This is a genomic window from Pseudomonas sp. AL03 (assembly GCF_029960815.1).
GTDB lineage: Bacteria > Pseudomonadota > Gammaproteobacteria > Pseudomonadales > Pseudomonadaceae > Aquipseudomonas.
Genome location: NZ_JASBRE010000007.1, coordinates 67,336 through 80,910, shown reverse-complemented (window position 1 = coordinate 80,910; position 13,575 = coordinate 67,336). Strand labels below are relative to the sequence as shown.

The following is a 13,575-nucleotide window of genomic DNA, read 5'->3' as shown; positions in this document are numbered from 1 at the left end:
GTTATGCAAAAACGCAATGTTTCTACCGTCTTAAGAGCGCTGCTCGATCAGCACGGGATCTCCCCCACGGAGCTTCACCGTCGCACCGGCGTGCCTCAATCCACACTCTCGCGGATTCTCAGCGGAAAGATCGTCGATCCCTCGGATAAACACATCTCGAAGATCGCCGAGTACTTCGCCGTGAGCACCGACCAGTTGCGGGGCCGTGCGGATGTCGCGCCGGCAGCCAACACTGGGCGCGATCAATTGCATTCGGAACTCAAGGACATAAGTCTGTGGGACGACGATACGCCTGTCGATGATGACGAGGTATCCGTCCCCTTTCTTCGCGAGGTTGAATTGGCTGCAGGATCAGGAAGATTCGTCATCGAAGAGAGCGAGCGCTCTAGTCTGCGCTTCGGTAAGCGGAGTCTGCGCCACAACGGCGTTCAGTTCGACCAGGCCAAATGCGTGACGGTGCGCGGCAACAGTATGTTGCCGGTCCTGCGCGACGGCGCCACGGTTGGCGTGAACGCCGGCAAATGCGGAATTGGCGACATCGTCGACGGTGACCTGTACGCCATCAACCACAATGGTCAGTTGCGGGTGAAACAGCTTTATCGCCTGCCGACAGGGATTCGCCTGCGCAGCTTCAATCGCGATGAGCATCCGGACGAGGACTACACCTTCCAGGAAATCCAGGAAGAGCAGATTGTCATCCTCGGTCACGTCTTCTGGTGGGGCATGTACGCCCGTTAACCTCAACGTTGTCAGATAAAACCCGCCACCGAGCGGGTTTTTTTTCGCCTGCCGAAAAGCCGTCAGAGACTTTGCCTGCGGGACGTTCATGCGCCAGCGCATTGCCAGCGCATAAATAAATGCATTTACGCATTGACTGTATATGCATCCATGCATATTCTTTGTCTCAAGCCGCTCAACAAAGCAGCTCGAGACGAAGCTCTTTAGTTCCACCACAAAGGCAGCGATGAACCGGCCTCAACGGTTCAGAGGGTTGGCAACTGACCCGGGTGTGCAGCGTAAAGCACCACAAGCAGTTATCCGGCGGGCAGGGACCGCGGTCGGAAGAACAATGTGAATCGATCCGTACCGCGCCAGTAGCGCCGAAAGGTCAACGCGAAGGACCGCATTACTGAAAAGCCCGGCAAGCGCCGGGCTTTTTGGAATGCCTACCTACCGTCAGGCAACTCAAGAGACACCGTTTGAAAGACACACACATCACTCATTAATCACCCCCCAGGAGGCGTGACATGACAAACGAGCAACAAGCGTTGCTGGACATGCCGATCTGGCTCGTCATCGTCCTCGCCCTGGTGGGCGGGGTGTCCGGCGAAATGTGGCGTGCCGACAAGGAGGGCGCCCGCGGCTGGTCATTGCTGCGGCGTCTGGCCTTGCGATCCGGGGCCTGCATGGTCTGCGGGGTCTCGGCAATCATGTTGTTGTATGCCGCCGGCGTGTCGATCTGGACGGCTTGCGCGTTCGGTTGCCTTACGGCGATGGCCGGAGCAGACGTTGCCATTGGTCTTTATGAGCGCTGGGCGGCCAAGCGGATTGGCGTTTGCGAAGTGCCGCCGCGAGATACCCGCCAGGACCAATGAACACAAAGCCCAATGGAATGGCGAGCAGCGGTGCCGACCGGCATCCGACCCGCAAGGACGCGGGTTTCTCAAGGCCAGTACCTTTCACTCAAACCCGCCAACAAGCGGGTTTTTTATTGCCCGGTGAAAACACCATGAAGATCACCCCACTGATCACCCAACTGCGTGATCACTGCCCAACCCTCGCCAATCGCGTGGCTGCCGGCATCGACCTCGAAACGCTGAAAGCCAGTACCCCGCTTTCAACTCCTTGCGCCTACGTGGTGCCGATTACCGATCTGGCGGGCGCAAACGCGGCGCAAAACGCTACGTGGCAGACCATTCGCGACCGCTTCGAAGTGACCCTGGTGCTTGACACCACCGACGCTACAAAAGCGCTGGATCTGTTGCACGACCTGCGGGCCGAACTGTGGCGGGCGCTGGTGGGTTTCAAGCCCGGCAGTGATTACGACGCCATCGCCTATGACGGCGGCGAACGGGTTTCCATCAACAGCAACCGCGTGCTGTATCGCCTGCGCTTTTTTGCCGAGTTCCAGCTCGGCCGCAATCTGCCTGGTCAGCCTGCGGAGAGCTGGCACGAACGTGAGCTGGACGGTTTGTCGTCCTTTACCGGGGTCACCGTGCGGGTCGATGCGATTGATCCAGCGGACCCCAATCTGAAACGCCCAGGCCCCGACGGACGCCTGGAACTGACTTTCTCTGGAGACGTAACCCCATGAGCAAACGCATCACCGTGCTGCCGGCCCCAGGCCGTGCCGTGCCCGACCCGGAAGCGGGCGATCTGTTGCCCCTCGAGGGCCGTGAAGTGCCGGACAACGCCTGGTGGCGTCGACGTCTGGCCGATGGCGATATCACTACCAAAGCCGTGAAAGCGGCAAAACCACAGGGAGCCAAATAATGGCGATCGGATTCAGCAACATCCCCGCGGACATTCGTGTTCCGCTGTTTTACGCCGAGATGGACAATTCGGCCGCCAATAGCGCGTCGTCGGCCATGCGCCGTTTGATCGTCGCTCAGGTCAACGACAACATTGCGCCGGCCGAGGTTGGCAAACTGGTGTTGGTGTCCAGCGTGGCGCTAGCCAAAAGCATTGGCGGCCAAGGCTCGATGCTCGCCTCGATGTATGAAACCTGGCGCAAGACCGACCCGATCGGCGAGATCTGGTGCCTGCCGCTGCACAACACTGAAGGCAGCATCGCCAAAGGCGTGTTGACCCTGACCGGCGCGGCCACTCAAAGCGGTGTGCTCAACCTGTACGTCGGCGGCGTTCGCGTTCAAGCGGCCATCGTCAACGGCGCTACGGCAGCTCAGGCCGCTACCACGCTGGCGCTGAAAATCAACGCCTCGGCAGATCTGCCGGTCAGCGCTGCTGCCGTTGAAGGCATCGTGACCCTGAGCGCCAAATGGACTGGCGACAGCGGTAACGACATCAGCCTGCAATTCAATCGCCTAGGCAAGAGCAACGGCGAAGAAACCCCGGCCGGCCTCACCACGGCCATCGCCGCCATGACCGGCGGCGCCGGTGTGCCGGATCAGGTCGCTGCGGTAGCGGCGCTGGGCGATGAACCGTTCGAGTTCATCTGCATGCCATTCTCGGACCTGTCGACCCTCAACACCTGGCAAGCCGTCATGGATGACAGCACCGGTCGTTGGTCGTGGGCCAAGCAATTGTTCGGTCATGTCTACAGCGCCAAGCGCGGCACCATTGGTACTTTGGTCGCTGCCGGCCAAGCGCGTAATGACCAGCACATGACCCTTCAGGCGCTGGAACCGGGCGTCCCGCAACCGTTCTGGGTGCAGGCTGCGGCATTGGCTGCGCGCACCTCAGTGTTCATCTCTGCCGACGCCAGCCGCCCGACCCAAAGCGGCAGCCTGCCAGGTCTCGACCCGGCACCGGCCAGTGAGCGTTTCACCCTGACCGAGCGTCAGTCGCTGCTCAATTACGGTATCGCCACCGCTTACTACGAAGGCGGCTACGTGCGCATTCAGCGTTCGATTACCACCTATCAGAAGAACGCCTACGGCCAGGCAGACAATTCCTACCTGGACAGCGAAACCATGCACCAGTCGGCCTTCATCGTGCGTCGTCTGCAAAGCGTGATCACCAGCAAATACGGTCGCCACAAACTGGCCTCTGACGGCACCCGTTTCGGCGCCGGCCAGCCGATCGTTACCCCGAGCACGATTCGCGGCGAGCTGATCGCCCAGTACGCCAAGCTCGAACTGGAAGGCCACGTAGAAAACGCCGAGCTGTTCGCCGAGCACCTGATCGTCGAGCGCGACGTGCAGGACCCGAGCCGGGTCAACGTGCTGTTCCCGCCGGATTACATCAATGGCCTGCGCGTGTTCGCGCTGCTTAACCAATTCCGTCTGCAGTACGACGACGCAGCCTGATCGCTGCCCTTGACTGTGTGATTTCAGCCCACCACGCGTGGGCTTTTTATTTGAAGGGAGAAACACCATGGGTCAACTGATTGCGGGCACCTGCTACGTCAAAGTGGACGGCGCTCAACTGACTATCAATGGCGGCTGCGAAGCGCCGTTGATGGCTGTGAAACGGGAAACCGTCGTACCGGGTTTCTACAAGGAAACCGACATTTCCCCGTCGTTCAAAGTGACGGCGCTGCACACCGCGGACTTCCCGCTCAAGCAACTGATCGCAGGCACTGACATGACCGTCACTTGCGAATTCAGCAACGGCAAAGTCTACGTACTGGCTGGCGCCTACCTGGTGGAAGAGCCTGTCTCCAAAGGCGACGACGCCACCATCGAACTGAAATTCGAAGGCATCAAGGGGACCTGGCAATGACTGGCGCCGTGAAGCTTCAGGTTGCGATCGAAGCTCACGGCGAGCCCTTGACCGAACTCAACCTGCGCCGTCCAACGGTGCAGGAAGTTCGAGCGATCAAGGCGCTGCCGTACAAGATCGACAAGAGCGAAGAAGTCAGCCTCGACATGGACGTCGCGGCCAAATACATCGCGGTCTGCGCCGGCATCCCGCCGTCGTCGGTCAATCAGTTGGACCTGGCTGACCTCAACGCGCTGAGCTGGGCTGTCGCGAGTTTTTTCATGAGTGCGGCGTCGGAGCCATCACCGACCTGATTTCAGTCGCCTATGACCTGGCCTGGTTCTGGAAGGTTGACCCCGAACAGATGATGGCCAGGCCACTGGATGTGCTCCGCGAATCGCTGGAGCACGCGCAACGGATCAATGCGATGCAGCAGGTGCAGTGATGGCAGACATAGAAAAGGAAGATGAAAAGTCGGTCCGGCTGACCGGGATCGATGAACTGACCCCCAGGCTCGCCGGCCTTCGAGCGAAGGTCGAGGGCTTCAGAACACATCTTGAACAAACCGGGCTGGGCAAGCTGGATATCAGCGGTCTGTTCAAGGGTGGCAGCGTGATCACGCCCTTCGTGGACGGGATCAAGGCCTCCGCTGCGTTCAAGGGCCAATTGACCGAGGTCAATGAGGCCGCCAAAGGTGTCGATGTGCCGAGCGTACCGACCAGCGCCGCGCAAACCATGAATGTGTTCAGTCGGTCGATGGAGCAGGTGTCGGCTGCCGCTAATACCGCGTTACAACCTGCCGTCGCGACCGTCACGGCAGGGCTTCAGCCGCTGCTCATTGGCTTTGGCAGTCTGCTCAATGACAACCCGAAGCTGGTCGAGGGAATTGCGGCCGGTGCCATTGCGTTTTCGGCGATGCAAACCGCCGTGACCGGCGCGACCCAAGTGTTCGATCTGATGAACAGGGTGCTCAAGACCCATCCCATCGTGTTGATTGCCACGGGCATCGCCTTGGCAGCCGGTTTGATTGTGGCCAACTGGAAACCCATTTCGGCGTTCTTCGCCGGGCTTTGGCAAAAGATTTCTCCGGTCGTGATGCCCATGGTCGAGTTCTTCAGGACGATGTTTGCGTTCACGCCGCTGGGACAAATCATCAGCCATTGGGGACCGATCACCGCCGTGTTCGCGGCGATCTGGGACGTCATCAAAGCGGCGGCCACGCCGGTAATCGGATTTTTTCAGACGCTTTTTTCCTGGTCACCACTGGGTTTGATCATCAGCAACTGGACTCCGTTGACGGGCCTGTTCTCGGCCATCTGGGACTTGCTCAGAGCGCTGTCGGTGCCGGTCATGGACTTTCTGCACGGCCTGTTCGACTGGTCGCCGCGGGAGTTGATCATCGCTGGCTGGGGCGCGGTCACCGAATTGTTTTCCGGTATCTGGGACAGCATCAAGGTCCCGGCGCTGGTGATGTACGGCACGCTGCGCAGCCTGTTTGACTGGTTTCCGTTGGAGGAGATCAAAAAGCGTTGGGAGCCGATCACCGAATGGTTCAGCCAATGGTGGGACAAGCTGCAAGGCGTCGTCGCGCCGATCAAGGAATTCTTTGCCGGTGGTTTCGGCAGTCTTGTCGCCAGTGTGACCGGCAAGGTCGAAGGCCTGACCGAGGCTCAAGAAAAAACCAATGCCGAAGGCAACGGTAAGTTTGCGCCGGCGTTTTTTGGCACCGATACCGAGCAACCACAAAGCCTGTCGGTGCTGCCCGGTAATCTGCCGCACAAACCCTCGATGCAGCCTGGATCCCTGACACAAAACTCCAACGCCCTGATTCAGCAAAGCGCCGCCAACAGCCGCACACAACTCGAAGGCGGCCTGACCGTGCGCTTCGAAAATGCGCCGGCCGGCATGCGCACCGATCAGCCGCAAACCAATCAACCGGCGCTGGCGCTCAATTCGCGCATCGGCTACCGCACACTGTCCCTTGGAGGTTCCAATGAGCTGGCGTGATCGTTTGATGCCGGCGTCGTTTCGCGGCGTCCAGTTCTGGGTCGATCAGGCGAAAAACTCGGTCGGCCAAAAGGGCCAGTTGCACGAGTACCCGCAGCGCGATCTGCCGTATTTCGAGGGCCTTGGCCTGCAGGCGAAGATTCACGATCTGACCGCATTTATCGTCGGCCCCGATTGCCTGGAGCAGCGCGACAAACTGCTCAAGGCGCTGGAGCAGGGCAGTGGTGAGCTGGTTCACCCGTGGCTGGGACGTCTGCAGGTCAAGGTCGGCGAATGCGACATGACTCACACCCGCCAGGACGGCGGGCTGGTGACCTTTACCCTGAAGTTTTACCCCGATCAACCGGTGCCGTTTCCGACGGCGGCGGTCAGTACGCAGAAGCTATTGCTGGTGTCGGCCGACAGCTTGCTGGGCTCCGCAGTGAAGCGTTTCGAAGACGCGATGACTTTGATCAAGGCTGCGCGGATCGGCATTGCCAACCTGCGCAACAGCATCAAGGAGGCTTACGAGGTGATTCAGCAGCACCTTCAGCCGTTGATCGATGAGTACCAGCAGATCAGCGATCTGGTCAAAGCCGTCAAGGAACTGCCCAAGGACGTGGCGGCGGAATTCAAGGGATTGATCGGCGACATCAACGAACTGAAGGACTTCGCCCGTGAAGGTTATCGTGGCGTGATTGCCAACGTCTCCCAACAGGTCGAAGCCATCAAGAAGGCCGATGCGCCGAAGCTCACCACCGGCAAGGACACCACCGCTGCGGCCCAGGCGCTGACCAATCTGGTGCAGGACACTTTGATTGTGCAAATGGCCCAGTGGGTCGCGTCGATGCCGGTGGCTTCGCAGGCAGTCAAGCGGGTCACCAACCTGCCGGTCGGGCATCAGGCTGTGCAACCGACCACGCACCAGGACGTTCCGGTGGTCGACGATTTAGAGGCCTTGCGTGTGGCACTTGAGGAAGTGTTCAAGCTGCCCGAGGCCAAGGCGGATCCTGCGCACTATCTGGCGATGAGCAATCTGCGCCAGGCGCTCCGGGCGCATTTGAAAGCGGTCGCGTCGTCCGGCGTTCGACTGGTCAGCAAGTCTTTCAAGCAAAGCCTTCCGGGGCTGGTCGTGATCTATCAGCAAAGTGGAGACGCCACGCGAATCGCTGAAGTACTACAGCGCAACGGCATTATTCATCCGGGTTTTCTCCCGCTGGACGACGTAAAAGTCCTGGGGAAATAGACCATGAATGAACTCGACAACAGCGTGTTGCTGACCGTTGACGGTCTGGAGTATGGCGGCTGGAAAAGCGTTGAAATCACCGCGGACCTAGAGCGCCAGTTCCGCACTTTCAAGCTCGATATCACCTGGCAATGGCCAGGGCAGACGGTCGACCGACCCATTCGTCCGGGTGCGCCCTGCCAAGTGCGAATCGGTTGCGATCTGGTGCTCAGCGGGTATGTGTTCAAGGCGCCGATCAGCTATGACGGGCGGCAGATCAGCCTGAGTATCGAAGGCAGTTCAAAGACTCAGGACCTGGTGGACTGTGCGGCGATCAACACGCCCAACCAATGGCATCAGCAATCGTTACTCAGCATCGTCGAAGCGCTGGCCGCGCCCTATGCCGGGAAAGTGGTCAGCGAAATCCCGGAAACCACGCGGCTCGGCAGCCACACCATCGTGCCGGGGGAAACGGTCTTTCAGTCGATCGACCGCTTGCTCACGCTGTTTCGGGTGTTTTCCACCGATGACGCTGAAGGTCGGGTAGTACTGGCCCGGCCGGGCAGCGGCGGGCGAGCGAGTGATGTGCTTGAGCTGGGCAAAAATATTCTGTCGGCCAACGCGCCGATGGACTTCAGCCAGGTGTTCTCCGAGTACCGGGTGATCGGTCAGCACAAGGGCGGCGACGAGAAGAGCGGTGCGGCCGTGAGCGAAGTGTCCGGGGTTTCCACCGACCCGATTATCGGGCGCAAGCGGATCACCGTGATCAACGAAAGCGCGCAATTGACCCCGGAACTGGCGCAGCAGCGTGCCGATTGGGAAAGCGGTGTTCGCGTCGGCAAGGCTGGCACCACGACCTATCGGGTACAAGGTTGGCGGCAATCCAACGGTGATTTGTGGAAGCACAACACCTTGGTGCGGGTGATCGACAAGGTATTGGGTTTTGACCACGACATGCTGATCTCCAAGGTGACTTACTCGCTGTCCGAACAGGGCTCGGTCACCACACTTCTAGTGGCGCCGCCTTACACCTTCGATGCGAACCCGGTGCCTCCAAAAACCTGACACCCCGCTATGCCTCGCTCCTACAAGGTAATCCACATGAGCCTACTGACACGCCTCCTGGCGCGCGGCACTGTCGTGCTCGCCAACTCGGCTACCAAGCTTCAATCCCTGCAAATGCGCCTCACCGCCGGTGAAGTGAACGACGACATGGAACACTTCGAACCCTACGGTTTCACCAGCAATCCGCTGGCCGGTGCTGAAGGTATCGCCACGTTTTTGGGTGGCGATCGTTCTCACGCCATCGTGCTGGTGGTCGCCGACCGCCGCTATCGCCTCAAGGCACTGGCCCAGGGCGAAGTAGCGATCTACACCGACGAAGGCGACAAGATCCACTTCAAGCGTGGACGGATCATCGACATCGAAACCACCACCCTGAACATCCGCGCCAGCACTGCCGTAAATATCGACACACCGACCCTGAACCAGACCGGCAAGATCGTCTCTCAGGGCGATCAGATTGCCGGTGGCATCAGCCAGATCAAGCACGTGCACGTCGGCGTGCAGGCGGGCAACGGCCAGACCGGCGTGCCGGCGGGAGGCCAGTGATGTTTATCAGCCAAAACCTCCACGCCGCACTGACCCGTTCAGTGCTGATCAGCCTGTTCACCTGGCGCCGCGCCGCCGATGACGATGCCCTCGATGACGAAGAACGTTTCGGCTGGTGGGGCGACACCTTTCCTACGGTCGCGGACGACCGTATCGGCTCACGCCTGTGGCTGCTGCGGCGGGTCAAGCTGACCCGACAGACCCAGATGGACGCCGAGTTCTATGCCCGCGAAGCCTTGCAATGGCTGATCGACGACGGCCACTGCAGCGCCATCGACATCATCAGCGAACGCCTCGACGCTCAGCGCCTGAACCTGCGCACGGTCCTGACCCTGGCCGACGGCGAGCGCCTGGACATCAACCCTGATAACAGTTGGCAGGTGATCTATGCCGTTTGAAACCCCTTCGCTGCCGGTGCTGATCAAGCGCACCCAAAGCGACCTGGCCAGCGATTCGCTGCGCCAGTCCGATGCGCAAGTGCTGGCCCGCACCCTCGGTGGCGCCGCCTATGGTCTGTATGGCTATCTGAACTGGATCGCCGAGCAGATCCTTCCGGACAAGGCCGATGAGTCGACCCTGGAACGGATCGCCGCACTGCGTCTTAACCAGCCGCGCAAAGCCGCACAATCGGCCAGTGGCAGCGTCAGCTTTACCGCCAGCGCTGGCGCTGTGCTGGACGTCGATACTCTGCTGCAATCGAACGACGGTCGCATTTACAAAGTCACTTCCGCCCGCACCACCAGCAATGGCTTGAACAGCACCACCATCGCCGCCCTCGACGCCGGCAGTCTCGGGAATGCCGACGCCGGCATGACGCTGATTCCGGTGCAGCCGATTCTGGGCATTATCGGCAACAGCTTCACGGTGCTGGCGCCGGGGTTGACCGGCGGAATCGCTCGAGAAAGTCTGGAATCCCTGCGGTCCCGGGTGATTCGTTCTTACCGGATCATTCCTCACGGCGGTTCGGCGCAAGACTACGAAACCTGGGCGCTTGAATGTCCGGGGGTGACCCGTGCCTGGTGTCGCGGCAGCTATCCCGGCCCCGGCATTGTCAGTCTGTACATCATGCGGGACGACGATGCGAAACCCGTCCCCAATCCCGAGCAACTGGCTGAAGTCAAGGCCTACATCGAACCTCTGCGCCCGGTCACCGCCGAGTTGCGTGTGCTGCCACCGGTACAAGTGCCGGTGACCTACCGACTGAACCTGAAGCCCGACACCACGGCCGTACGCGCCGCTGTTGAAGCGCAACTGCGCGATCTGCATAACCGCGAAGGAGGCCTGGGCGACACTTTGCTGGTAAGTCACATCCGTGAAGCCATCAGCAGCGCAACCGGCGAAAGTGATCACGGTCTCAAGTCACCTACCGCCGACGTCGAAGCCGAGAGCAACCAGTTGCTGACCTTCGGAGGTTGCGTATGGCAGTGATCAGAACCGCCGCACAATACCGGGCCCAACTGCGCAGCCTGCTACCCAGCGGTCCCGCGTGGGACCCCGAGCGGGTCCCGGAACTTGAAGAAGTCCTTGAAGGCGTCGCCCAGGAACTGGCCCGCCTCGACGCCCGCGCCGCCGACCTGCTCAACGAAATGGACCCCGCCGGCGTCAGCGAACTGGTGCCGGATTGGGAGCGGGTGATGAACCTGCCCGACCCGTGCCTGGGCGCGACGCCACTGTTCGACGACCGCCGCCTCGCCGTACGCCGTCGACTGCTCGCTGTTGGCAGCCAAGCCATCAGCTACTACGTCGAGATCGCCAAGAGTCAGGGGTACCCGAACGCCACCATCACCGAGCTTGAAGTCCCGCGAATGGGACGGGCCCGGTTTGGCCAGACGCATTTCGGAACATGGCAGGCGCATTTCATGTGGACGCTGAACACCGGTGGCCGCCTGCTGCTGGGCCGACGTTTCGGCGCCAGTTACTGGGGCGAACGCTTCGGTATGAACCCGGGTTCTGCACTGGAATGCCAGATCCATCGCAGCGCACCGGCGCATACCAAGGTGCACATCAATTATGACTAAGGAGTAGAGGTGGATGGACTATCCGAAAAGTGTGCCCAGCGCCGGGTTGGTGAATGGGAAGTTTGTGGATGAGAACCCGTTGATGGGGACGCCGGGGTCGTTGATTCCGGCGAGGTGGGGCAACAGCGTCACGGATGAAATCGTCAATGTCATAACCGCCGCCGGTCTTGTGCCTGCTGAAGCGGATAGCACTCAGCTCAGAGCGGCGATCTCGGTGATTGTCGAGAAGAACAAGGCCGACTCTTTCGCGAGCAAGGAAGAAGCTGAGTCAGGAGCAAGCAGCAGTCGATTGATGACGCCGCTACGGGTGTTTCAGGCGATAGAAAAGAAAGTGGTGCAAGCGACAGAGTCGATCTTTGGCTGGGCACGCATCGCTTCTCAAGCCCAAGTCAATGCCGCAGCAGACGACACCACAATCGTGACACCGAAAAAACTCTGTCTGGGTGTCTCCTACAGTTTTGCGGAAAACGGCTACATCGCGTTTCCGGCCTGGCTGGGCGGCTTCATGATTCAGTGGGTACAGGTTTCTATCAGCGTCAATGGCGGCTACGTATCCAAACCTTGGCCACTGGCCTTTAAAAACCAGTGCCGGGGCGCATGGGCCAGTTATTCGCACTCGGGGAACGCTCCGTTTGTTGATATCACTACAGCACCCCTGGTCACTTACTTTGACGCCGTCAGGTTCAGGTCATGAGCAATTCCGGTGGTACTGGCTGGATCGCTGTCCTGAGTGTGGGGAACTGAAATGAAGCGTTTTTATAGCCGCAGTACCGGTAACACCTACCTGGCGGGTTATCACACCAGGCTTCCCGAAGATGCCGTTGAAATTGACGACGAATGCTATAGCGCGGTGATTGCCAATCCGAAGGCGGGAACAGATAGATCTCATGACGATCAGGGCCTGCCGGTGTTGGTTGAACTTGCGCCGCTCTCGGAAGAACAACTTTTGCAGGAAGCCAAGGCATGGCGCGACAACGAATTTGCGCGCGTGGTCTGGCTTCGCGACCGACATCGGGACGAGTTGGAACTGATGAAGGCCACCACGCTTTCCGACACTGACTATCAGGCGCTGCTGGTTTATCTGCAGGCACTGCGCAAGTGGCCTCAGGCGAAGAAGTTTCCCTCCAAACGCTCGCGTCCAAAAAAGCCAGTCTGGATGACTGTCGAGTGAACGGATACCGCTGGTATGAACGCTTTGATTCAAGCGCGCTATCGGTATCTCCAATGAATATTCCAGACAAGGAATGAAATATGGATTATCCAAAAAGCGTCCCCAGTGTCGGGCTGGTCAATGGACGGTTTGTTGACGAAAACCCGGTGGCCGGTTCGCCCGGATCGTTGATACCAGCGGTTTGGGGCAATGCTGTTACGCAAGAGATTTTGAGTGTGGTGGCCGGCGCCGGAATGGCGCCGTTGGAGGCGGACAACGGCCAGTTGCTCAAGGCCATCCAGGCGATCATTGGCGTGACGAGCCCGATGCGTTCGGTGGTCACCCGGCTAGCGGCATCAAAGCTGCTGGCGCCGGAAGAACTCGGTCTGGTGTTGATTGATGCAAGCCCCGGCGCCGCCACCATCACTCTTCCGCCAGCCAACGTTGCCATGGGCGTTCGCGACGTCATTCTTCGACGCGTAGACAATAGCGGTAACCGCCTCGTTATCCGGGCTGCCGGCACTGACCGACTCAAATTTCATACCCATCTTTCGGCAGCCGGTTATACGTTTCTCGTACTGATGGGCGGTGGTGACTGGTGGCATCTGCGCAGTGATGGCGCTGGCAGTTGGTGGCCGGTGGGGCGGTTTGACAATACCCCCTTGGGTCGACCGTTTTTCGAAACGACCACGCTGCTCAGTCCCGGTGGCTATGGGGCACTCAACGGCTCGGTCATGAACCGTGCGCAGTGGCCGTGGTTGTGGGATCACGCCCAGCAATCGGGAATGCTCGGGACCGAGGCCGCGCGGGTCGGGAACGAAGGTAAGTGGACTAGCGGTGACGGTGCGCTGACGTTCCGTGGACCTGAAAATCGCGGGGAGTTTTTAAGGGTTCTGGACGAAGGCCGTGGCGTGGATGCCGGGCGTGTAGTGGGTGCCTTCCAGCCCGGAACTTCTCATTCCTATGCCATGGGGGCGAATGGCGGCGGTGCAGTAGGGTCACGATGGAGTGACAGTCTGGCTGCCGTCGGTGCCGACACCCGTGAGGAGCCACAATATATCGGCTCGCTCAGCAATGGCGGCCCCATCTATCCGGCCGGAACCAGTTACCAGATGGATCCTGCCGGCACCTTGCTCTATCTCTTCAAATCCCGTCCTCGCAACATCGCCTATCCCGGCCGCATCAAACTTATCTGAGGTGTC

The 13,575-nt window shown here is 60.0% G+C and carries 16 protein-coding genes and 1 pseudogene; all 17 read left to right on the top strand.

What is annotated here, in order from left to right; genetic code table 11:
- Positions 1-3: 3 nt before the first annotated feature.
- The 17 genes and pseudogenes from QK293_RS09480 (at position 4) to QK293_RS09400 (ending at position 13,569) form a co-directional block, all read left to right on the top strand.
- On the top strand, positions 4-738 hold the full coding sequence (locus QK293_RS09480) for an XRE family transcriptional regulator (protein ID WP_282377059.1): 735 nt from the start codon (positions 4-6) through the stop codon (positions 736-738).
- Between the two features lie 509 nt (positions 739-1,247).
- Positions 1,248-1,595, top strand: a complete 348-nt coding sequence (locus tag QK293_RS09475; RefSeq protein ID WP_282376945.1) for a phage holin family protein — start codon at positions 1,248-1,250, stop codon at positions 1,593-1,595.
- A gap of 134 nt (positions 1,596-1,729) precedes the next feature.
- The gene (locus tag QK293_RS09470; protein WP_282376944.1) at positions 1,730-2,314 is read left to right on the top strand and encodes a hypothetical protein; all 585 of its coding nucleotides are present in this window, start codon (positions 1,730-1,732) and stop codon (positions 2,312-2,314) included.
- Positions 2,311-2,493, top strand: a complete 183-nt coding sequence (locus QK293_RS09465) for a DUF2635 domain-containing protein (RefSeq protein WP_003198311.1) — start codon at positions 2,311-2,313, stop codon at positions 2,491-2,493. The genes QK293_RS09470 and QK293_RS09465 overlap by 4 nt, the downstream gene beginning before the upstream one ends.
- Complete coding sequence (locus QK293_RS09460) at positions 2,493-3,989, top strand: phage tail sheath subtilisin-like domain-containing protein (protein ID WP_282376943.1); 1,497 nt, start codon at positions 2,493-2,495, stop codon at positions 3,987-3,989. The genes QK293_RS09465 and QK293_RS09460 overlap by 1 nt, the downstream gene beginning before the upstream one ends.
- Before the next feature lie 67 nt (positions 3,990-4,056).
- Positions 4,057-4,404 (top strand): phage tail tube protein, encoded by a 348-nt coding sequence (locus QK293_RS09455; RefSeq protein WP_282376942.1) that lies wholly within the window; start codon positions 4,057-4,059, stop codon positions 4,402-4,404.
- Entirely contained in the window at positions 4,401-4,697 is a 297-nt protein-coding gene (locus QK293_RS09450; RefSeq protein WP_046054588.1) for a phage tail assembly protein, read from the top strand. Before QK293_RS09455 ends, QK293_RS09450 begins: the two co-directional genes overlap by 4 nt.
- Before the next feature lie 130 nt (positions 4,698-4,827).
- Positions 4,828-6,390: a phage tail protein gene (locus tag QK293_RS09445; protein ID WP_282376941.1), complete on the top strand. Its 1,563-nt coding sequence runs from the start codon at positions 4,828-4,830 to the stop codon at positions 6,388-6,390.
- Positions 6,377-7,615: a DNA circularization N-terminal domain-containing protein gene (locus QK293_RS09440; RefSeq protein WP_282376940.1), complete on the top strand. Its 1,239-nt coding sequence runs from the start codon at positions 6,377-6,379 to the stop codon at positions 7,613-7,615. The genes QK293_RS09445 and QK293_RS09440 overlap by 14 nt, the downstream gene beginning before the upstream one ends.
- 3 nt (positions 7,616-7,618) lie before the next feature.
- Positions 7,619-8,659 carry a phage baseplate assembly protein gene (locus QK293_RS09435; RefSeq protein ID WP_282376938.1) on the top strand — a complete coding sequence of 347 codons (1,041 nt, stop codon included), beginning with the start codon at positions 7,619-7,621 and terminating at the stop codon, positions 8,657-8,659.
- 36 nt (positions 8,660-8,695) lie between these two features.
- Entirely contained in the window at positions 8,696-9,205 is a 510-nt protein-coding gene (locus tag QK293_RS09430; protein ID WP_282376937.1) for a phage baseplate assembly protein, read from the top strand.
- On the top strand, positions 9,205-9,603 hold the full coding sequence (locus tag QK293_RS09425; RefSeq protein WP_038979177.1) for a phage GP46 family protein: 399 nt from the start codon (positions 9,205-9,207) through the stop codon (positions 9,601-9,603). Before QK293_RS09430 ends, QK293_RS09425 begins: the two co-directional genes overlap by 1 nt.
- Positions 9,593-10,633 (top strand): baseplate J/gp47 family protein, encoded by a 1,041-nt coding sequence (locus QK293_RS09420; RefSeq protein WP_282376934.1) that lies wholly within the window; start codon positions 9,593-9,595, stop codon positions 10,631-10,633. The genes QK293_RS09425 and QK293_RS09420 overlap by 11 nt, the downstream gene beginning before the upstream one ends.
- Positions 10,624-11,223, top strand: coding sequence for a putative phage tail protein (locus tag QK293_RS09415; RefSeq protein WP_282376933.1), 600 nt, complete (start codon positions 10,624-10,626; stop codon positions 11,221-11,223). Before QK293_RS09420 ends, QK293_RS09415 begins: the two co-directional genes overlap by 10 nt.
- Before the next feature lie 13 nt (positions 11,224-11,236).
- Positions 11,237-11,434: pseudogene (locus QK293_RS09410) on the top strand (hypothetical protein); the annotation flags it as partial.
- A 534-nt stretch (positions 11,435-11,968) separates the two neighbouring features.
- Positions 11,969-12,394, top strand: a complete 426-nt coding sequence (locus QK293_RS09405) for a phage tail assembly chaperone (protein WP_282376932.1) — start codon at positions 11,969-11,971, stop codon at positions 12,392-12,394.
- A gap of 80 nt (positions 12,395-12,474) precedes the next feature.
- Positions 12,475-13,569 carry a phage tail protein gene (locus tag QK293_RS09400; RefSeq protein WP_282376931.1) on the top strand — a complete coding sequence of 365 codons (1,095 nt, stop codon included), beginning with the start codon at positions 12,475-12,477 and terminating at the stop codon, positions 13,567-13,569.
- Positions 13,570-13,575 lie beyond the last annotated feature (6 nt).

Bases quoted from the DNA above. Each gene is read 5' to 3' on its own strand.
- QK293_RS09465 (WP_003198311.1), top strand. From the start codon at position 2,311: ATGAGCAAACGCATCACCGTGCTGCCGGCCCCAGGCCGTGCCGTGCCC.
- QK293_RS09470 (WP_282376944.1), top strand. From the start codon at position 1,730: ATGAAGATCACCCCACTGATCACCCAACTGCGTGATCACTGCCCAACC.
- QK293_RS09450 (WP_046054588.1), top strand. From the start codon at position 4,401: ATGACTGGCGCCGTGAAGCTTCAGGTTGCGATCGAAGCTCACGGCGAG.
- QK293_RS09430 (WP_282376937.1), top strand. From the start codon at position 8,696: ATGAGCCTACTGACACGCCTCCTGGCGCGCGGCACTGTCGTGCTCGCC.
- QK293_RS09440 (WP_282376940.1), top strand. From the start codon at position 6,377: ATGAGCTGGCGTGATCGTTTGATGCCGGCGTCGTTTCGCGGCGTCCAG.
- QK293_RS09480 (WP_282377059.1), top strand. From the start codon at position 4: ATGCAAAAACGCAATGTTTCTACCGTCTTAAGAGCGCTGCTCGATCAG.
- QK293_RS09475 (WP_282376945.1), top strand. From the start codon at position 1,248: ATGACAAACGAGCAACAAGCGTTGCTGGACATGCCGATCTGGCTCGTC.
- QK293_RS09445 (WP_282376941.1), top strand. From the start codon at position 4,828: ATGGCAGACATAGAAAAGGAAGATGAAAAGTCGGTCCGGCTGACCGGG.
- QK293_RS09400 (WP_282376931.1), top strand. From the start codon at position 12,475: ATGGATTATCCAAAAAGCGTCCCCAGTGTCGGGCTGGTCAATGGACGG.
- QK293_RS09405 (WP_282376932.1), top strand. From the start codon at position 11,969: ATGAAGCGTTTTTATAGCCGCAGTACCGGTAACACCTACCTGGCGGGT.
- QK293_RS09435 (WP_282376938.1), top strand. From the start codon at position 7,619: ATGAATGAACTCGACAACAGCGTGTTGCTGACCGTTGACGGTCTGGAG.
- QK293_RS09460 (WP_282376943.1), top strand. From the start codon at position 2,493: ATGGCGATCGGATTCAGCAACATCCCCGCGGACATTCGTGTTCCGCTG.
- QK293_RS09420 (WP_282376934.1), top strand. From the start codon at position 9,593: ATGCCGTTTGAAACCCCTTCGCTGCCGGTGCTGATCAAGCGCACCCAA.
- QK293_RS09455 (WP_282376942.1), top strand. From the start codon at position 4,057: ATGGGTCAACTGATTGCGGGCACCTGCTACGTCAAAGTGGACGGCGCT.
- QK293_RS09415 (WP_282376933.1), top strand. From the start codon at position 10,624: ATGGCAGTGATCAGAACCGCCGCACAATACCGGGCCCAACTGCGCAGC.
- QK293_RS09425 (WP_038979177.1), top strand. From the start codon at position 9,205: ATGTTTATCAGCCAAAACCTCCACGCCGCACTGACCCGTTCAGTGCTG.